This is a genomic window from Thermoflexus hugenholtzii (assembly GCF_018771565.1).
In the GTDB taxonomy this organism is placed as follows: Bacteria; Chloroflexota; Anaerolineae; order Thermoflexales; family Thermoflexaceae; genus Thermoflexus; species Thermoflexus hugenholtzii_A.
In genome coordinates, this window is sequence record NZ_CP076326.1 from 946,392 (window position 1) to 965,243 (window position 18,852).

Genomic DNA, 18,852 nt, shown 5'->3' on the forward strand with positions numbered 1-18,852 from the left:
CGTCCATCGAGCCGCCGAATGGTTCATGGCAAACTATAGAGCCAGTCAGGCAGGAAAAGCAAACCGGGGCCGCTTATCGTCTTGCGAGATACAGGGTGCAGAGGCCCAGGTTCTCACCCGGTTCCATCTCCTGCTCCACGAATGCCTCGATCCGCGCTGGGCGCAGGTTCCATTCCCAGCGCCAATAGCACACCCAGCGGATGCGCCCCTCCCGGATGGCCTGCATGGTCTCCTCCTGGCCGGCCCGGCCGAAGGAGGTGGCCGTGGGGATGTCAAAGGGCGTTGGGTTGCGCAATCCGGTCTGCAGATAATAGAACCCGGCGGTGGGGAAAAGCAGGAACACAGAGGGCTCGGGAGCCCGTTCGCGCAATCGTGCGCTCTCTTCCATGATCTGCGCTTGCAGGGCAGGGGCGATCAGGACGCCCCCGAAATGGGGAAGGGAAGAGATCGTCAGACGGCCCTGGAGGAGGCGCAACGGCGGGATCATCAACGCCACGATCAGGCCCAGGATGAGCAGCGCGCCGATCCCGCGTTCGAGGACGATTTTCCACGGGCGGATCGACCATGCGCTCCATCCGCTGATCATTACTGTCAGCAAAGCCGGGACGGCATAAATGAGGTGCGCATAATCGGCTCGGGGAAAGATGCCCAGGAAAGCGGCCGCTGCAAAGAGGCCCGAGGCGATCCATGGGGCGCGCCCGGATGAGGGCGGAACCAGGAAGCCGCCGATCCAGAAGAAACCGGCCAGGAAAGGCAGGAGGAATGAAAAGGATCTCAGGGCCCACAGCCCCTGTTCCAGGGTGGAATGGGGGGAAAGGGCTTGCAGACTGCGAAGGATTCCTGCAAGCCCTTCCGTATAAGGGATCCCGGAGAGGCGCAGGTAAGTTGTCTTGTTGAGCGCGCCGTAATCCATGAACTTCGGCCCCCCGCCGCTCAGCCAGACCGGCAGGAACGTCAGCGCGAGCGTCCCCAGAAAGGCGAGCCCGAGGGAGCTGCTCTCGATCCACAGCCGGCGGAGGGGAGGGCGTTCTTCCCCGCGCCGGATCAGGAAGCTCCCCAGGATCGCCAGAAACGCGTAGCCGCCGATGTTCTGTTTGGCGGCGAAACTCAGCCCGGCGGCTGCTCCCGCCCAGGCGAGGAGGCGCCGGCGGGCCTGCGCGTCACTGGCTCCCAGCGCGGCGGTGGTGGCATCGAAAGCGGCCATCAGGAAAGCGTTGGCCAGAGATTGATAGGGCGCGTGGGGCGCAGGGGGTGCCAGCAGCAGGTTCGCCCCGAGGAACAGCATACAAGCTCCTGGGCCTGCCCCCATCCGCTCCAGGATACGCATCCCGAAGAGCAGCGCGGCCGTGTAGCCGGCGGCCACCACCGCCTTCACCGCGAGGATCTCCACACCGATCAGGGAGATCAAGGGCGCGGTGAAAGCCACAGCGAGAGGGCCGGCCCCGTAGAATACGTCCCGGTAAAGCACCTCCCCCTCATGGACCCGCCGCATCACCTGCAGGAACCACGCCTCATCCCCCCGGTTGATCCCCGCCGCCATGTTCAGATACAGGCTGATCAGGAAGAGCCCGACCGTTAGAGCCGCTCTTTTCATCTCTGGTCCCCGCGGAACAGCTGAAAGGGCAGAAGCGATCGCCAGAGGGGCGCCTGTTCCAGGAGTCGCTCCAGGCGACCTCCCCAGGGGTGGTTCGACAGGAATGGGGGGAAGAAGCCGTAGTGGGCGATGGCGGTCAGCCGTAGCCCGGCCGGCTCCATCGCCTTCGAAATCACGGAAGGGCGCATGTTTAGGATCCCCCGCTCTGCCGCCCACGACATCCCCGGTGTGATCAGGATCTGAAGATAGTAAAGGGGGTTGAGGGGGTTGGGCTCCAGGAAAACCACCCGCCCTCCCGGTCGCAGAAGCCGAGCCATAGACGCAAAGGCCTGGCGCAGGTCCGCCAGATGATGCAGGACGAAGAATCCTACCAGCGCGTCATAGCGTCCGTGCAGCTCGGGAGGACAGCGGTGGATGTCTGCGCAGTAGACCGGGATGCGGTATCGTCCGCCGTCGAATTCCTGCATCCGTTCGATCAGGAAGGGGGAGAGCTCCAGCCCCTCCACCCGGAGGCCGCGCTCGGCCAGCAGGAAGGCATGACGGCCCATCCCGCATCCCACATCCAGAATTCGCTCCCCCGGCCGGAGATCGCCGAAGCGGATGACCTCATCCACCTGACGGATCACGTAGGGTGTCCGCTCCGGCCACATCGTGCGCTTGATGCGACGTCCGAAATATTCCCGCTGGAGCTGGTTATGGATCTCGATGCGCTCCGACATCGGCGCGCTTCGCTCCTCCAGAGAGATGGGTGCGCGGTTCTGGAAAGGCGAACGCGTCGGAGAGGCCAAGGAAGCGGGCTGGGTTACGTTTCAGCGCCCAGGCGGTGCGGAGGATGCGCCAGGCGAGCTGACAGCGCATGCCAGTCGTGTAGGCGGAGCGGCCGATTGGGCGAGGGGAGCGGTGGATCGGAACGACCAGCGCGGGGAAGCCCGCACAGGCGATCAGCGTGGGCAAATGCGGCTCGGGCGCATCCCAGCGTCGCAGGGCCTCCGCCACTTGGCCTTCCATGAGGCAGAAGGTCCCCGCATCCACCGGAGCCCCGCAGATCCAGTGGAGGGCCCGCTTGAAGAGCCACGAGGTCAGCATCCGATCCAGCCGCTCGTATCGCCCGCGTCGTCCGGCGAAGACCACAAGGGCTCGGCCCTGCGCTTCCTCCATCACCTTTCGGAGAAGCGGAATGGCTTCCGGCGGGTCCTGCAGGTCCGCATCCATCACGACCACATAACGCCCCCGGGTTTCGTGCAGGCCAAGCCAGATGGCCCGGTGCTGCCCGACGTTCCGAGGGAGATCCAGGATCCGGATCCGGGGATCCCGGGCAGCGAGCTCCCGCAGCACCCTTAGGGAGCCCTCGGGACAGGCATCGTGGACGGCGATCAGTTCCCAGGACCAGCCCACCCCGTCCAGGACGGATTGCAGGCGTGCATACAGGGGGTAGAGGGTTTCCCGGTTTCGGAAGACCGGAATGACCAGGCTGATCTCAGGTCGGATCTCCATGGCGCTGCATCCATTCCAGGGTCCTTCGCAGGCCGGCGGGCAGATCCCACCGGGGTGACCATTGCAGACGGCGTTGGGCCTTCCGGATATCCGCAACCCAGCAGGAGGTGTCTGGCGGGCTGGGAGGATGGGCGCCGATCCGCAGGCGAAGGGATCGGCCGGTGATAAATTCCACCCATGCGGCCACCTCCTCGTTGGTCCACTGGATGCCGGTGCCGATGTTGAAGGCTTCCCCCGGCCGGACCGATCGCGTGGCGGCGCGCAAGCATGCCTCCGCCACGTCCTCGACGAAGACGAAATCATGCCGGTAACCGGACGCGGTCAGGCGGACCTCCTCCCCGCTGAGGGCTGCGCGGAGCAGCGTGGGGATGAGCTGCTCCGGAGGCTCGCCGGGCCCATAGACGTAAAATGGGCGAAGGATAACCGCGGGCAGTCCGAAGGCCCGGGCGTAAAAAGCCACCAGCAGGCTGGCTGTGGCCTTCGCAACCCCCCGGTCAGTTGTCGGGCGCAAGGGATCCCGCTCACGGATCGCCCGGGGATACGGGCCGTATTCCAGGGAGCTTCCGATGTGGATCAAGCGGGCGATCCCCACATCCCGCGCCGCCTCCAGCACGTGCGCGGTGCCCATGAGACTGGACCGCAGGAGCTCCAGGCGTTCCTCCGGCGTGCGTGGGTGCCCGCGCCGGACGGCGAGATGGAAAATCCAGCGGGGGCGCACGTTCGTTACCACCTCCCGCACCTCTCCCGCATCCAGGAGGTCCCCGCGGTGGATCGAAACCTGATCCATCATCCCGGCCAGGCGCCTGAGATCGGTGCCCGGTCGGACGATGAGGTGGACCCGCGCGCCGGCCTCCAGCAGGCGGCGCGTCAGGTGGGAGCCGATGAAGCCAGCCCCACCGGTGATCAGGATAGGCGCGCCCTGGAGATCGGCCATAAACTCACCATCCGATTGCGGTTTGAAAAGAAAGCGTCCGCTTCCTCGATGGCGCGCAGAAGCTCCTGATGCATAGCCTCCCGTGCCGGAAGCGGTTGCCGGAAAGCCTCCCGCAGCGCCTCCAGGATCCGTGGGATCTCCATCCGTGGATCCCGGCCCACGATATCCCGCAAGAAGGAACGCCGCAGGAACGAGAATGAACACCCCAGTCGGGCCATCTCCGCGATCAACAGGCGACAGGGGATGGGAAAACCGCGATCCGGAAGAGTGAGCCCCGCGAAGCCGAAGGGGATGGGGAAGGCGGACCGGACCCGCCCCACAATTCCATCTGGGATCGCCCGGAACGGGTTGGGGGTTCTTCGCTCGATGGCCAGATCGTGCAGCCCCAGGTAAGCCCGGGTGAGGGGGAGTTGAGCCAGGCGCTCGCAAATGGCCACTGCCTCTCGCGTTTCGATCAGGATCCCGACCCCACATCGCCCCTTCGCCCACTCCAGGACACGCTCCACTTCCTCCACAGAGCGAACCATGGGGAGCAGGATCTCATCAGCACCGGCCTGCACAGCAGCCTCGATTTCCTTTTGGGTCCAAGGGCCGAAGGCGTTGATCCGGCACAGGACACGGGCAGCCGTGCAGGCACGAACCCGTCGCAGGTCCTCCAGGGTGTCGTGGTTGATCTGGGTGTCGAATCCAGCTTGACGCTCCGCTTTGCCGATATATTCCCAGTCCACCACCGCTCCTGCTGCTCCACCCTCTACAGCGGCGCGGATTAGATCAACATCGGTAGAGAACAGGAAAAGAGCGAAGTCCGTCATTCTGGATCAGGGTGTCGAAGGTCCTATATCGAACATCGGGCAGCGTAGCATCTTAGCACGCCTTGCGTGCCAAGGCCAACAGGGTGGATCCCCAGGGCCAAGGGATGTGGCGGCCAATTCCGATCTCGAGACGGAGGAGATGGGAAAGCATGCTGTTGAGGAGCGAAGGGGGGCGTTCCTCGATTTCCTGCAGCGAAGGGCGGAAGCGCCCCAGCCATCGGGTAAGGGCGATTAGAGGAAAGAGAAGGAACATATAAAAGCGCAGATCCACGATGCAGAATCCCGCTTCTTGGAGACGCTGGCGGAGCAACGCTCGGGTGTAACGGCGGCGGTGGCCGGCAGCCTCGTCCCGAGCGCTCCAGAGGCCAGGCACGGCAGGCACGGCGAGGATCAGCCATCCCCCCGGGGTTAGAACCCGCCACGCCTCCTGCAAAGCCTGCCGATCGTCCAGATGCTCCAATACGTCCAGACATAAGATGAGAGACACGCTCGCTGCCCGGAACGGAAGGCGCTCCGCGTCTCCCTGCACGCCGGAGAGGGTGGGATGGTAGGCGCGAAGCCGGGCCAGGGCTGGAGCCAGCGAATCGAGGCCAATTGAGCGGACTCCCTTTGAGGCCAACCAACGGACCATCCATCCGGTTCCGCAACCAATATCCAAAACCCTCTCGCTGTGGGAAAGAGCAATGCGAGTCAGCCAGCTTTCAATATAAGCCTGGCGCCCGCGAAACCAGAAGTGCCACTCCTCCATACGCGCGATGCGTTCCAGGCGCTCGGGGCTGAACGAGTGGGTAGCACCTTCCACTGGTTAGCGTCTCTCCTGCGAGATCAACAGGATGTTTGGGTGAGGCGAGCGATCAGGCGCTCCAGCCGGCGGAGGAGGCGGCGGGCGCCGGCCTCCACGGCGGGGGACAGCCCCTCTCCGAACCCGAAGTCCGCCCCGATGATCCCATAGAGGATCACCCGTCGGGGGGACGGCCCCAGCGTCCGGGCCAGGGCGATGGCTTCCACCAGATCCAACCCGTGGGTGGAGAACCCGCGTGGACGGAGATCCGTCCGGAGGCGCTCCTCTCGGATCCGAAGGAGTGTTCCGGGCGGCGCATCGGCCTCCACCGCGTCCACAATCCAGGCGATCTCCGCCCCCTCCCATGCCTCGGCCAGCCTCATCGGGTCCGGGAGCTCCATCCGGATGGCCCGGAGATCCGGCCAGCTCCTTCCTCGAAGCTGAGCGGCCACCCACGGGCCGACCCCATCATCCCTTCGCATCGGATTCCCGAGGCCGATGAGCACCCAACGGGGACCCGCGTTCATTCCTCCACAAGCTCCAGCCGCAGGAAGTGCGTGGCGCAGGAGATGCAGGGATCGTAGTTCCGGATGGCCTGCTCGCAGCGCCATGTGAGCGCATCCCGGGGCAGGGAGAGCAGCTGCGGCACCAGTTTGCGCAGATCGTCCTCGATGCGGCGCTGGTTCTGGGAGGTGGGCGGGATGATCCGCGCTTCCTCGATGAGGCCCTCCGCGTTGACCCGATAGCGGTGATACAGAAGCCCCCGTGGAGCCTCGCTGGCCCCAAAGCCGGTCCCCGCCCGGACCTCGAAGGGCTCAAAGGGGCGATCCGGCGGCTCATAACGGTCGATGAGGCGCAGGGCCTCCTCGCAGGCGTGGATGACCTCGATGCCGCGGACGAGAAGACTGCGGAAGGGGTTGCGCACCGGTGGCGTCAGACCGATGGATACCGCCACCTCCCGGGCCAGGGGGGAGAGCTGGGAGAAGTTCAGGTTGAACCGGGCCAGGGGGCCGACCATATAGCTGCCGCGCCCCCGGATCACCGCGTGCAGGGCGTTGCTGTAGGGCACGTGGATCTCCTCGATGATCTCCTCAAAGGCGGAGACCGGGGCCAGCAACCCGTGGCTGAAACGAACCTGACCCTCCAGGATGGCGTATTCCTCGGGATGATAAAGGGCCACGAACTCGTAATCCTCCTCGAACTCCGGGAACTCCAGACCGGCCATCCAGCGGAGGGCTTCGATCATGAGATCGCGAGCGCGGGCAAGCTCCTCTTTGTGTTCCAGGAGGGCGCGGCGCGATGGGACGGAATAGAATCCCCCGACGCGGACGTTGATGGGGTGAACCTCGCGGCCGCCGATGCGGGCCATCAGGGCGTTCCCCGCCTTCTTGATCTGAAGCCCCTTCTGCACCCAATCCGGATGATCCCGGGCCATGTGGAGGGCGCTCTCATAACCCAGGAAGTCCGGCAGGTGCAGCAGAAACATGTGGAGGGCATGGCTTTCGATCCATTCCCCGTAGTAAAGCAGCAACCGCAAGTCCCGGAGGGAGCCTCCCACGGACAGGCCGAGGAGGCTTTCCAGGGCGTTGCACGCGCTCATCTGGTAGGCCACGGGGCAGATCCCGCAGATCCGCGCCGTGATGTCCGGCGCCTCCTCCAGGCGGCGGCCTCGCAGGAAGGCCTCGAAGAACCGCGGGGGCTCATAGATCTCCAGGCGGAGCTCACGCACCTGTCCGTTATGAACCCGCAGGTGCAGGGCGCCTTCCCCTTCCACCCGCGCCAGGGCCTCAACCCGAACGGTCAGCTTCCGCGATCCCGGCATAGCGCTCTCCTGCCTCCTTGAAGGCGGGTGCATAGGCGTTGAACGTGCGGAGCAGCCGCACCAGGTCCGGCGCGGCCAGCCCGCGCGCGAGCAACCAGTCCCCCAGGCTGTGCGGGTTGGGGGTCTCCATCGGACCGAAGCATCCATAGCAGCCGCGGCGATACGCCGGGCACAGGGCCCCGCAGCCGGCCTGGGTGATCGGGCCCAGGCAAGGGGTGCCCTGGGCGACCATCACGCAAACCGTCCCGCGGCGCTTGCATTCGACGCACACGCTGTAGTTCGGGATTTGGGGCCGTCGTCCGTTCAGGAAAGCGCTGATCAGCTCCAGCAGGGGGCCTTTCCCGATCGGGCAGCCCCGCAGCTCGAAATCCACCGGCACGTAGGCGGAGGCGGGCAGGGATTTCTCCAGGGTGCGGATGTATTCCGGTCGGGCGTAGACCTGCTCCATGAACTCTCGCACATCGGCGAAATTGCGCAGGGCCTGGATCCCACCGGCGGTGGCGCAGGCCCCGATGGTCACCAGGAAGCGGCTCTGGCGCCGGATCTCCCGGATCTGTTCCACCTGCTCCGGGGTGGAGATGCTTCCCTCCACCAGGGAGAGGTCGTAGGGCCCGCGCACGACTGCCCGGGAGGCTTCCAGGAAGTATGCGATCTCCAGCTCATCCGCCAGGGTGAGCAGCTCATCCTCGCAGTCCAGGAGGGTCAGCTGGCAGCCATCGCAGGAGGCGAACTTCCAGACCGCCAGCTTGGGCTTGCGACGACGCGCCATCGCGTCCTCCTTCCCGGTTTTGGATCGAAACGAACGCGAGCCCTTACAGCTCCCGCACCTCCAGGAGCGGGCGGACGCGGCCCAGGGGGAACACCGGGCCGTCCCGACAGATGAAGACGGGGCCGAACTGGCAGTGGCCGCAGAACCCCAGGGCGCACTTCATGTTCCGCTCCAGGGACAGGAAGATGCGCTCCGGGGGCACCTTGCGATCCTCCAGCTCGCGGGCCGCCACACGCATCATGACCTCGGGGCCGCACATCAGAATGAACGCCTTCCGGAAATCCAGCAACCGCTCGGCCAGAGGGAGCAGCGTGGTGACCACCCCGATGTGCCCCCGCCAGGCTTCGTCCCCGCGGTCCACCGTCACGAAGACCTGCAGATCCAGCCGCCCCCGCCAGCGTTCCAGCTCCGCCGGATACAGCAGGTCAGCGGGCGTGCGGGCTCCATAGAGGAGCACCACCTGCTCGTATTCGGAGCGATGAGCCAGGATGTGCTGGAGGGCGGGACGCAGGGGTGCCAGCCCGATGCCCCCGGCGAGGATCAGGATGTCGTGCCCCCTGGCCTCCTCAAGGGGCCAGCCCTTCCCGAAGGGACCCCGCACGCCCACCACGTCGCCTTTCCGGAGCCGAGCCAGGGCCCGCGTGACGGATCCGACCGCCCGCACCGTGTGCTCCAGGTCTCCGCTGCGGGGATGGACCCCGCTGATGGAGATCGGGACCTCGCCGATGCCGAACAGGTAGAGCATGTTGAACTGGCCGGGCTGGAAAGCCGGTGGGCGGCCCTCCGGAGGGCGCAGGCGCAGCGTCACCGTATCCCCGGTCTCCCGGCGGATCCCGGTGACCGGATAGGGGGCGGGGAGGAAGCGTTCCAGCGTCGGCGCCGATGGGTGGGTGGTAGAAGAGATCATGGCGTCCTCCGCTCCGGCGGGGCATAGAGATCCAGCAGCTGCAGGCGGGTCGCTTTCAAGCGGCCGGCGACCACGGCGAGCAGGCGGCTCAGGATCCAGGCGGCGAGGGCGCAGTCCTGGCTCATCCGGGCCCGGAGGGCGGCGGCGTCCAGGACCACGGCGGTGGTTTCGGCGAGGGCGCGGGCGTCGAACTCCCAGCGGTAAGGCGGGAGCGCCCACGACCAGCCGACCACTTCCCCCGCGCTCACGGTTTGCAGGCGCAGGGTTCCCCGCTCGGGCACGAACATCTCGATGGCCACCAGGCCATCCACGATGAGGAAGAAGGCATCGGCAGCACGTCCCTCCCGCAGCAGCAGCGCGTCCGGCGGGTAGGTCTGCAGCCGCGCCATCTCCGCCAGGACCTCTTTCCAGGCCTCCTCCATGTCGTGGGTGAAGGGATGCTGGCGCAGGGCTTCCAGGATCGCCGCTTTGGACATCGGATCACCTCCTCTCCGCCTCGAGGGTGGCGCCGTCGGTCCTGCGGATGGCGGCCACCTCTTCGGTCAGATCGATCCCTACCGGGCACCAGGTGATGCAGCGCCCACAGCCGACACATCCCGAGGTCCCGAACTGCTCCCACCAGGAGGCCAGCTTGTGGGTCAGCCACTGGCGGTAACGGGCCTTCGCGCTCTGGCGGATGGGGCGGCCGGCGGTGTAGGTGAACTCTGTGGTGAAGCACGAATCCCAGCGGCGCACCCGCTCGGCCCGGGTGCCGGTGAGATCGCTGATGTCCTCCACAGTGAAGCAGAAGCAGGTGGGACAGACCATGGTGCAGTTCCCACAGGTGAGGCAGCGCTGGGCCACCTCCTCCCAGCGGGGATGCTCCAGGTTGCGGTAGAGCAAGGCGGGCAGGTCGGTGGTGTCCATCTGCCGGCCCATGGCGCGGGCGGTGGAGGCGAGTTGCGCCTCCACCGCGGCCCGGTCGGCCTCGGTGGCGGGGGCGCAGGGGATGCCGGCCATCAACGCCGCGCCCCGCTCCGTCCCGATCTCGACGATGAAGGCCTCCGCCAGCTCCGTGAGGATGAGGTCCGCGCCCGGTGGGGCCTTGGGCCCGGTGCCCATGGAGGCGCAGAAGCACGTGCCGCCGGCGACGGCGCACTGCACTGCGATCAGGAAAACTCCCTCCCGGCGGGCCTGATACGCCGGGTCCACATACGGCCCGCTCATGAACACCCGATCCAGGATCGCGATGGCGTGAAGCTCGCAAGCCCGGACCCCCAGGAACGCATAGCGGGGCGCAGGATCCGAGGGGGCGATCCACTCGAACCCCGCGCCGTTGCGGCGAGCCCGGCCCAGGGAGAGGACCGGGGGATGCAGGAAGCGCTTCCAGGAATAGGGTCCCACCGCATAGCCGAAGAAGGAAGAATCCTCCCGACGCTTCAGACGATAGCGTCCGCCGTCCTGCTCATCCGTCCATCCAATGGGGAGATCCGAGATCTGGTGGATCTCATCGTAAACGATGGCCCCTTCCCGGATGCAAGGGCCGATGACGGTGTAGCCCTGCCGGCGGAGCGCATCGATCAGGTCCTGCAATCGGGCTTTCTCCATCCGCCACATCGAGCTCGGAGTGGGGATCGGGGCTTCGGGGTTTGCCATGGCGCTCTCCTCCCTGGAAACCAAAGGCTGGGCGGAAGTCCGGGCGCTCCCTTACTATGATGCGCTTTCCCGCCTGGGGAAGCCAGTGAGAAAGCACAGGACAAATTGTGATTTTGTTCACAATCCGTAGGCTTCTGCTTAACAGATTCGGGGGAGGGGTTCGCCGGCGGGCATGCTGACCACCCGGAAGCCGCCCACCCGGGTCCGCAGCAGGACCAGGTGGCGGGGGTCCTCCACGACCTCTCCGATCACGGTGGCTTCCTGGCCCAGGGGGTGGGAGCGCATGGCCTCCAGCACCCGCTCCGCGTCCTCCCGGGCGACGATGGCCACCAGCTTCCCTTCGTTGGCCACGTGGAGGGGATCCAGGCCCAGCAACTCGCAGGCGCCCTTTACTTCATCCTGGATCGGGATGCGCGCTTCGTCCAGCTGGATGCCCACGCGGGAGCTCATGGCGATCTCGTTGAGGGCGCTGGCCAGGCCGCCGCGGGTGGCGTCGCGCATGCAGCGGATGCGGGGGCTGGCGCGGAGCATGGCGGCCACCAGGGTGTGAAGCGGCGCGGTGTCGGATCGGATGGGCTGTTCGAACTCGATTTGCTCCCGGGCCAGCATCACCGCGATGCCGTGGGCGGCGATGGGGCCGTTCAGGAGCACCACGTCCCCGGGCCGGGCCTGGTCTGCGGAGAGCGTCCCCTCGTATTCCACGACGCCGAGGCCGGTGGTGGTGATGAAGATCTTGTCCGCCTTCCCCCGGTTGACCACCTTGGTGTCGCCGGTGACGATGGGGACGCCGGCCTCCGCGGCAGCCTGGCGCATGGAGTCCACGATCTGACACAGGGTCTCGATGGGCAGGCCCTCCTCCAGGATGAAGGCGGCGCTGAGGAACAGGGGGCGCGCCCCGCTCACCGCCAGATCGTTGATGGTCCCGTTGACCGCCAGCCGGCCGATGTCGCCCCCGGGGAACACGATGGGGTCCACGACGAAGGCGTCGGTGGTGAAGGCCAGCCGCAGCCCGTCGACCGTCATGACGGCGGCGTCGTTGAGCACGCGCATATCCGGCGGCAGGAGGAGGGGGCGGAACACCTTCTCGATCAACTCGTGCATCAACCGACCCCCGCTCCCATGGCCCAGCAACACCGTGCGGTAAGACAGGGGTGGGATGGGGCAGGCGCCCAGGCTTTCCGCGCGCATGGTCTCACGCTCCATGAAACCGGGGTTCTCGCTTCTCGAAGAACGCCGAGAGGCCCTCGGCGAAGTCCGGCGTCTCCGCGATCTCCACCAGGTGTCGCAGCTCCTTGGCCATATGGCTGTCCAGCCGGTCGATGCCCAGGGCTTCGTTGATGAGGGCCTTGGTGATAGCCCAGGCCCGGGTGGGCCCGCGGGCCAGCCGCTGGGCGATGGCCTCCACCTCCTGATCGAACGTCTCGAAGGGGAAGATGCCGTTGATCAGGCCCCAGGCCAGGGCCTCCTGGGCGGTGAGGCGCGGGTTGAGGAAGACCATCTCCATCGTCCGCCGCAGGCCGATGAGGCGGGGGAGAAGGAAGGTGGTGCTCTCCGCCCCCGTGAGGCTGGTTTTGGAGTAGGCCCATTCGAAGGCGGCGCGATCGGAGGCGAAGACCAGATCACAGGCCATGGCCAGGCCCAGGCCGCCCGCTGCCGCCACCCCTTTGACGGCGGCGATGAAGGGCTTGGGCGCGCGGCGGATCTCGGAGATGGTGCTGTGCAGATACTCCAGGATCTCCTTGAAGCTCCGTCCGTATCCACCCTCCACCGGCCGGGCCTCGGGTTGCAGGTAGGAGAAATCCTCCGGATGCTCCCGCTCCCGGACGTATTTCAGGTCCGCCCCGCTGCAAAAGGCCCGATCCGTCCCGGCCAGGATGACGCAGCGGATCGCGGGGTCGCGGGCGAGCTGCAGGGCCGCCTTCCGCAGGTCCCGCGCCATCGCCACGTCCAGGGCGTTGAACCGCTCCGGACGGTCCATCTGGATGATCCCGATCGCATCTTTCCGTTGTATCCGAATGTGATAGAGTTCGACGACAACGGGTTCCATCGGGCGCTCCCCGGGTTCTCGGAGATACATGCAGGGCCTTCCCCAAGCCCAGATCTCTTCCTTGCCCATCGTCCACAGGGAGATCAAAATCCGTGCGGATCCGATTCAGGATGATACTACAGGAAAACCAGGCCGAGCAGTGAGGAAGCCGGTGGATCAGGACGCCCGCAGGGCGACGCGATGCGGCCAGGCAATTCCCCTGGGAAGGGAGGGTAACGGGCGCGCTGCGATCCTCGTGAAGCGGTTTGCCGCGTGGGAGGCACCTTCATTGGAGATGGCGGTGCGTCAGCCAATGCAACGTGTGCTCCGGGAGGCCGGGATGTGGATGAGGAAGCGGAGCGCAGCGGAACAACCCGGCTTCTGGAGGTTACATCCAGCGCTTCATGCTTTCACAGAAGTCCTTTGAGTCAGGATCAAATGAACAACGGGAAGAGCCCTCAACTCCAATTTGGATAGATCGATGATCTTGCTGGCCTCCTCAATCTCAATCCCTATAACACGATTGTGCTCGTCAAAGTCCAGCACAATCCCTGGGGCGATCTCCTCTGATTCAGTACTTACTCCTTCAATCAATTTGATATACAACATGTCGGTCTCAGGGTGATATTCGAAAATCATTGTCTTCTCCCCATTAAGGCCTGAAGCGGCGGTCGAAAAAAGCGTTATGCACGGTCTCCCCATCCGGTTCTGTCACGACTCGAAGGTACTTGTCTACCTCGGCCACATACCCCCAATAACGGATACGCCCGTTGGGCTGCACTTCGGTACGAATAGGATTCTTTAGAACGTGCTCAATCCATTCCATCTTAAGGTAAGGCCGACGAACCATGACACTTGTTCTGAAGTAAGTCGTCGTTTTCATCTATCACGATCTGGATGTAGTATAGCTGCCTAACGATGGATGGTCGGAAATCCGGGATTCCCAGCCAGCTGGAATCTTATAAGGCCTATCCTTGATGCCATACTCAGCAGCCAGATAGGCGTAATGTTGCCGAAGCAATGCGATGATCTCCTCGCGGTTCAAGATTTCACCCCGTGGGGAACACACAGGATATGTGCGACCTGACGGCACTATAGCAGAGGAGAGCCCTCATGTCAAGTCTGTCCCTTCCAGCTCCCTCATTCCCTTAGGCCCTGTGATGTGCCCCCCGTATTCATACCAGATGCGGCAGGCTCCCTCGCTGCTCACCATGCAGGCGCCTACGGGGTTCTCAGGCGTGCACTCTTTGCCGAAGAGCCGGCAATCGTAGGGCGTGGCGATGCCGGCCATGATGTTGCCGCAGAGGCATTCCTGGGTGAGACGGGGCGGGGCGTCGCCCAGCCATTCGGAGAGCCGGATCTCGAAGCGGGCCCGAGCGTCCACCCAGGCGTATTTCCGCCGCAGGCGCAGGTTGCCGTTGGGAACATAGGCGATGCCCCGCCAGACCCCGCTCTCGGTCTCGAAGACCTCCCACAGCAGCCGCTGGGCATTGCGGTTGCCCTCCGGCGTGACGCAGCGCGGATAGGCGTTGACCACCCGTTTCTCCCCCCGGCGGATCAGTTCCACCAGTTGCACCAGGGCGCTCAGGATGTCCAGGGGCTCGAAGCCGGCCACCACCACCGGGATGCCGTGGCGTTCCACGAAGCGCTCGAAGATCTTCCACCCGGTGATGGTGGCGGCGTGGCCGGCGGCCAGGAAGCCCTGCACCCGGGTCTGGGGCATCTCGGCCACGATCTCCATCACCGGCGGGATGTATTTGTGGGCGGACAAGACGGAGAAGTTCTTCGGGGGGCCGGAGAGGATGACGGCGGCGGTGGCCACCGCGGTGGTCTCAAAGCCGGTGGCGAAGAAAACCACCTCGCGGTCGGTCTCCCGGGCGATCTGCAGCGCCTCCCACGGGCTGTAGATCACCCGGACGTCCGCGCCCTCCGCTTTCGCCTCCGCCAGGGACTTGCGGGTCCCGGGCACCCGAAACATGTCCCCGAAGGTGGCCAGGATCACCCCCTGCTCGGCCAGGTAAACGGCCTCGTCCACCTCCGGCATGTCGGTCACGCACACCGGGCAGCCGGGCCCCATGATCACCCGGAGGTTGGGCGGAAGCAGGCTCCGGAGGCCGAAGCGGGCGATGCTCTGCTCGTGGGTGCCGCAAACGTGCATGATCGAGATGGGCTCCGGTAGATCCCGGCACAGCCGATCCAGGGCCTGCCGGAAGGCCTGCACCCGTTCCGGATCCCGGAACTCCAGCCGTTCGGAAGGCTTCGCGATGCGCGCCCGGATCATGGCCCTTCCTCCACCGAGCGCAGCTCATCCCGGATCTCGGCGCGCAGCAGATCCTCCTCCGTCGTCCGGAGCAGGGCCTCGTAGAAGGCGAGGGTGTTCTCCACCTCCTCCGGAGGGATGCGGCGGATGGCGAAGCCCACATGGACCAGGACGTAGTCCCCCGGCGAGACGGGCTCGTCCACAACGTGGAGCAGCACCGGCTTGCGCACGCCCCAGAAGTCCACCAGGGCCGTCATCTCGTTCACTTCCACCACCTTCCCTGGCACGCCCAGGCACATCATACACCTCCTGTCGGAAACGGATCGGAAGCGCCCTCCAGACGGGCCGCGGCGATCAGGATCTGGCCCAGGCTGATTCCCCCATCGTTGGGCGGGACCTGGCGGTGCAGGAGGACGGTGAAGCCTTCCTCTTCCAGACGTCGGGCGGCCTCTTCGGTCAGATAACGATTCTGGAAGCAGCCGCCGGTCAGCGCCACCCGCGTCTCCCCCACGGCCCGGGCCACGGCGACGATGGCCTCCACCAGGGCCCGGTGAAAGCGCGCGGCGATCTTCTCCCGCTCCACGCCGCGCCGCAGGTCCTCCCGGATCGCCTCCAGGAGGGGGCGCCAGTCCAGGATCCAGGCGGGCTCTCCCCTGGAGTTTTCGACCAGGGGAAGCGGATAAGCGCGCCGCTCGGCGGGATCGGCGAGGAACTCCAGCGCCATGGCAGCCTGGCCTTCGAAGCTCACCTGCTGGTGCAGATCCAGCATGGCCGCCACCGCGTCGAACAGCCGCCCCATGCTGGAGGTGCGCGGAGCGTTCAGCCCGCGGGCGATCATCCGGGCCAGGGCCTGGCGTTCGGCCGGGCGCAGCGCCCGCACCGGCGGGAGGTCCTCCCATTCCATCGCCGCCTCGCCCGCCATCTCCCACAGCAGCGCGAAGGCGACCCGTCGGGGCTCGTAGACCGCCGCGTCCCCTCCGGGCAGGGAGAAAGGCCGCAGGCTGGCGACGCGCCGGAAGCCGGAGGCGTCCCCCCACAAGAACTCGCCGCCCCAGATGGTCCCATCCGGTCCGTAGCCGGTGCCATCCCAGGTGACCCCCAGGGCCGGGCCTTCCACGCCGTGATCGGCCAGACAGGCCGCCAGATGGGCGTGATGGTGCTGGATCGGGAGAAGGGGCAACGGAGAGGGAAGCCGGACCGGCAGGGGGAGGTCCCCGGCGGCGGCCTGTTGCGCCCAGATCGTCGAGGCGTAGTCCGGGTGCAGATCGTGGGCGATGGCGACCGGCTCCGCCTCATACAGGCGGAGGAAATCCACGATCATGCGCTCGAAGGTCCGGAGGGCCTCCGCCGTGTCCAGGTCTCCGATGTGGGGGCTCAGGAAGATCTGGCGGCCGACGCTGAGGGCGATGGTGTTCTTGAGGTGCCCGCCCACGGCCAGCAAGGTGGGCAGCGGCCGGCTCAGGAGGATGGGCAGCGGCGCGAAGCCGCGAGCCCGACGGAGGATCCGGGGCTCCCCCCGCATCCAGACCATCACGCTGTCGTCGGCGTGGCGGGCGATGGGGCGGTTGTGGATCAGAAAAGCGTCGGCGACGCGGGCCAGCCGCTGGAAGGCCTCCCGCTCGTCGGTGCAGATGGGCTCGTCGGTCAGGTTGCCGCTGGTGGCCACCACGGGGAAGTCCAGCTCCCGCAGCAACAGATGGTGCAGCGGCGTGTAGGGGAGCATCACCCCCAGGTAGGGGTTCCCGGGGGCCACGTTCGGGGCCACCGGGGCTCCGGGCCGGCGGGGGAGCAGCACGATGGGGGCCTCCGGCCCGGCGAGCAGCGCCTCGATCTCCGGCGAGGTCTCGCACATCGCGCGAACCTGATCGAGGTCCCGGGCCATCAGGGCGAAGGGCTTGTCGCGGCGGGGCTTGCGAGCTCGCAGCCGCGCGATGGCCTCCTCGTTCCGCGCGTCGACCATGAGGTGGAATCCCCCCAGCCCTTTGACGGCCACGATCTGGCCCGCGCGCAGAGCGGCCGCTGCCCGGCGCAGCGCCGCGTCCCCCCGGGCGATCCGGCGGTATTCCCCCACCTGAAGGGGGAAGTCCGGGTGGTCCTCCCCATCCGAATCGGCGGAGGGCTCCCGCGCGTAGAACGCGAGGGTCGGGCCGCAGCGCGGACACGCGTTGGGCTGGGCGTGGAACCGGCGGTCCAGCGGGTTCTCATACTCCGCCTGGCAGTCCGGGCACATGCGGAACCGGCGCATGGTGGTGTGAGGCCGGTCGTAGGGCAGGGCCTCCACGATGGTCCAGCGCGGTCCGCAATCGGTGCAGTTGGTGAACGGATAGCGATAGCGGCGATCGGCGGGGTCCAGGATCTCGGAGAGGCAGCGCGGGCATGTGGCGATATCCGGGAGGATCAGGACCGTTTTCTCCCCTTCGCCCTCGCTGTGGCGGATCTCGAAGCCGGCGTAGCCGGCCGGGTCCAGAGGGAGGGCATGAAGATGATGGATGCGGGCGCGGGGAGGGGCTTCCCGGGGGAGGCGCTCCAGGAAGCGCGCCAGGGCGTGCGGGGGGCCTTCCACCTCGATGAACACCCCCTGGGGATCATTCCGGACCCACCCGGCCAGGCCCAGCTCGGTGGCCAGCCGGTAGATGTAAGGACGGAACCCCACGCCCTGCACGGCGCCCTGGATCTCCACCCGCAGCCGTCGCCGTTCAGCGGCCATGATCCCCTCGACGCGCCTCAAGTTGCGCCGTCAGCCATCCCACCCACTCGTCCACGCCCTGGCCGGTCCGACACGAGAGGAGGAAGAGAGGGATCCCCGGGCGGAGGATCGACAGGCCGTTCTGGAAGGCGGAGAGGTCGAAGTCGATGTAGGGCATGAGGTCCGCTTTGTTGAGCACAACGGCGTCGGCCTTCTGGAACATCCCCGGATACTTGTAGGGCTTGTCGTGTCCTTCCGGGACGCTGGCGACCACGATGCGGAGATGGGCGCCCAGGTCGAACTCCGCCGGGCAGACCAGGTTCCCCACGTTCTCGATGAACAGCAGGTCGAGGTCGGGAAGGGGGAGATGGGAGAGGGCGGAGCGGATCATGGGGGCGTCCAGATGGCACGCCCCGCCGGTGTTGATCTGCACCACCGGGACGTTTCGGGCGGCGATGCGCTCGGCGTCCAGGGTGGAGGCGATGTCCCCCTCGATCACCCCGGCGCGCAGGGAAGGGGGGAGGCGCTCCAGGGTGGCGAGGATCAGGCTGGTTTTGCCGGCCCCGGGGGAGGACATCAGGTTGACCGCCAGGAGGCCGGCGGCGTCGAAAGCCGCTCGGTTCTCTGCGGCGACCGCGTCATTGGCGCTGAGGATGGCCTTCACCACCGGGATGTGGGTCGCCATCTTCTACCTCGATGCGCTCCACGATACAGCGGTTCCCGCCTGCGATCCGGATGTCCGGGCTGCCGCAGAGGGGGCAGGCGGGCAGGAGCGGGGGCTCCACGGGGAACGCGCCGCCGCAGGTCTGACAACGCCCCTCTCCGGGCTCCCTGCGGATGCGCAGGAGGGCGCCTTCGGCGAGGGTGCCTTCGCTGAGCCGTTCGAAATAGAAGCGGATGGAGTCATCGACGTAGCCGGTCAGCGCGCCCACCGTCAGCTCCACCGCAGTGACCTGGCGCGCCCCGGCGGCCTCCGCCGCCTCCAGCACGATGGACAGGAGGGCCTGGGTGATCGCCAGCTCGTGCATGGGCGTTTTACTCCCATGACGGAGTATACATCTGCTTTTCTCTCAGGGGCACAATGAGGAACATCACGCCCAGGGCCCGGGGGCGGTTTCCGACGAGGCAAGGG

General features: G+C 66.5%; 21 protein-coding genes. All 21 read right to left on the reverse strand.

The window, feature by feature from the left end; genetic code table 11:
- Positions 1 to 73: 73 nt before the first annotated feature.
- The gene (locus tag KNN16_RS04320; RefSeq protein WP_303899198.1) at positions 74 to 1,594 is read right to left on the reverse strand and encodes a hypothetical protein; all 1,521 of its coding nucleotides are present in this window, start codon (positions 1,592 to 1,594) and stop codon (positions 74 to 76) included.
- Positions 1,591 to 2,313: a class I SAM-dependent methyltransferase gene (locus KNN16_RS04325; RefSeq protein WP_303899201.1), complete on the reverse strand. Its 723-nt coding sequence runs from the start codon at positions 2,311 to 2,313 to the stop codon at positions 1,591 to 1,593. Before KNN16_RS04325 ends, KNN16_RS04320 begins: the two co-directional genes overlap by 4 nt.
- A complete protein-coding gene (locus KNN16_RS04330) occupies positions 2,288 to 3,088 on the reverse strand; it encodes a glycosyltransferase family 2 protein (protein WP_299286584.1) in 801 nt (266 codons plus the stop codon). Before KNN16_RS04330 ends, KNN16_RS04325 begins: the two co-directional genes overlap by 26 nt.
- Positions 3,072 to 4,022, reverse strand: a complete 951-nt coding sequence (locus KNN16_RS04335) for an NAD(P)-dependent oxidoreductase (protein ID WP_303899203.1) — start codon at positions 4,020 to 4,022, stop codon at positions 3,072 to 3,074. Before KNN16_RS04335 ends, KNN16_RS04330 begins: the two co-directional genes overlap by 17 nt.
- Complete coding sequence (locus KNN16_RS04340; RefSeq protein WP_303899206.1) at positions 3,992 to 4,750, reverse strand: aldolase/citrate lyase family protein; 759 nt, start codon at positions 4,748 to 4,750, stop codon at positions 3,992 to 3,994. The genes KNN16_RS04335 and KNN16_RS04340 overlap by 31 nt, the downstream gene beginning before the upstream one ends.
- A gap of 136 nt (positions 4,751 to 4,886) precedes the next feature.
- Positions 4,887 to 5,582 (reverse strand): class I SAM-dependent methyltransferase, encoded by a 696-nt coding sequence (locus KNN16_RS04345; RefSeq protein WP_303900592.1) that lies wholly within the window; start codon positions 5,580 to 5,582, stop codon positions 4,887 to 4,889.
- Between the two features lie 77 nt (positions 5,583 to 5,659).
- Positions 5,660 to 6,142, reverse strand: a complete 483-nt coding sequence (locus KNN16_RS04350) for a hydrogenase maturation protease (RefSeq protein ID WP_303899207.1) — start codon at positions 6,140 to 6,142, stop codon at positions 5,660 to 5,662.
- Entirely contained in the window at positions 6,139 to 7,437 is a 1,299-nt protein-coding gene (locus tag KNN16_RS04355) for a Ni/Fe hydrogenase subunit alpha (protein ID WP_303899210.1), read from the reverse strand. Before KNN16_RS04355 ends, KNN16_RS04350 begins: the two co-directional genes overlap by 4 nt.
- Positions 7,403 to 8,206 carry a hypothetical protein gene (locus KNN16_RS04360; RefSeq protein WP_303899212.1) on the reverse strand — a complete coding sequence of 268 codons (804 nt, stop codon included), beginning with the start codon at positions 8,204 to 8,206 and terminating at the stop codon, positions 7,403 to 7,405. Before KNN16_RS04360 ends, KNN16_RS04355 begins: the two co-directional genes overlap by 35 nt.
- A 43-nt stretch (positions 8,207 to 8,249) precedes the next feature.
- A complete protein-coding gene (locus KNN16_RS04365) occupies positions 8,250 to 9,113 on the reverse strand; it encodes an FAD/NAD(P)-binding protein (RefSeq protein ID WP_303899215.1) in 864 nt (287 codons plus the stop codon).
- On the reverse strand, positions 9,110 to 9,589 hold the full coding sequence (locus KNN16_RS04370; RefSeq protein ID WP_299286560.1) for a cyclic nucleotide-binding domain-containing protein: 480 nt from the start codon (positions 9,587 to 9,589) through the stop codon (positions 9,110 to 9,112). Before KNN16_RS04370 ends, KNN16_RS04365 begins: the two co-directional genes overlap by 4 nt.
- Positions 9,590 to 9,593: 4 nt before the next feature.
- Positions 9,594 to 10,748 (reverse strand): 4Fe-4S dicluster domain-containing protein, encoded by a 1,155-nt coding sequence (locus tag KNN16_RS04375; RefSeq protein ID WP_303899220.1) that lies wholly within the window; start codon positions 10,746 to 10,748, stop codon positions 9,594 to 9,596.
- Positions 10,749 to 10,886: 138 nt separating this feature from the next.
- A complete protein-coding gene (hypE, locus tag KNN16_RS04380) occupies positions 10,887 to 11,936 on the reverse strand; it encodes a hydrogenase expression/formation protein HypE (RefSeq protein WP_303899222.1) in 1,050 nt (349 codons plus the stop codon).
- Between the two features lie 4 nt (positions 11,937 to 11,940).
- Positions 11,941 to 12,864 (reverse strand): enoyl-CoA hydratase-related protein, encoded by a 924-nt coding sequence (locus KNN16_RS04385; protein WP_322794818.1) that lies wholly within the window; start codon positions 12,862 to 12,864, stop codon positions 11,941 to 11,943.
- Positions 12,865 to 13,176: 312 nt separating this feature from the next.
- On the reverse strand, positions 13,177 to 13,413 hold the full coding sequence (locus KNN16_RS04390) for a DUF2283 domain-containing protein (RefSeq protein ID WP_303899228.1): 237 nt from the start codon (positions 13,411 to 13,413) through the stop codon (positions 13,177 to 13,179).
- A gap of 13 nt (positions 13,414 to 13,426) precedes the next feature.
- On the reverse strand, positions 13,427 to 13,657 hold the full coding sequence (locus KNN16_RS15100; RefSeq protein ID WP_369685870.1) for a hypothetical protein: 231 nt from the start codon (positions 13,655 to 13,657) through the stop codon (positions 13,427 to 13,429).
- 228 nt (positions 13,658 to 13,885) lie between these two features.
- Positions 13,886 to 15,055, reverse strand: coding sequence for a hydrogenase formation protein HypD (gene hypD, locus KNN16_RS04395; protein WP_303899230.1), 1,170 nt, complete (start codon positions 15,053 to 15,055; stop codon positions 13,886 to 13,888).
- Positions 15,052 to 15,333, reverse strand: coding sequence for a HypC/HybG/HupF family hydrogenase formation chaperone (locus KNN16_RS04400; protein WP_303899233.1), 282 nt, complete (start codon positions 15,331 to 15,333; stop codon positions 15,052 to 15,054). The genes hypD and KNN16_RS04400 overlap by 4 nt, the downstream gene beginning before the upstream one ends.
- A complete protein-coding gene (gene hypF, locus KNN16_RS04405) occupies positions 15,333 to 17,741 on the reverse strand; it encodes a carbamoyltransferase HypF (RefSeq protein WP_303899235.1) in 2,409 nt (802 codons plus the stop codon). Before hypF ends, KNN16_RS04400 begins: the two co-directional genes overlap by 1 nt.
- The gene (gene hypB / locus KNN16_RS04410) at positions 17,731 to 18,405 is read right to left on the reverse strand and encodes a hydrogenase nickel incorporation protein HypB (protein ID WP_303899238.1); all 675 of its coding nucleotides are present in this window, start codon (positions 18,403 to 18,405) and stop codon (positions 17,731 to 17,733) included. Before hypB ends, hypF begins: the two co-directional genes overlap by 11 nt.
- Positions 18,359 to 18,748, reverse strand: a complete 390-nt coding sequence (hypA, locus tag KNN16_RS04415; RefSeq protein WP_303899240.1) for a hydrogenase maturation nickel metallochaperone HypA — start codon at positions 18,746 to 18,748, stop codon at positions 18,359 to 18,361. The genes hypB and hypA overlap by 47 nt, the downstream gene beginning before the upstream one ends.
- Positions 18,749 to 18,852: the final 104 nt, after the last annotated feature.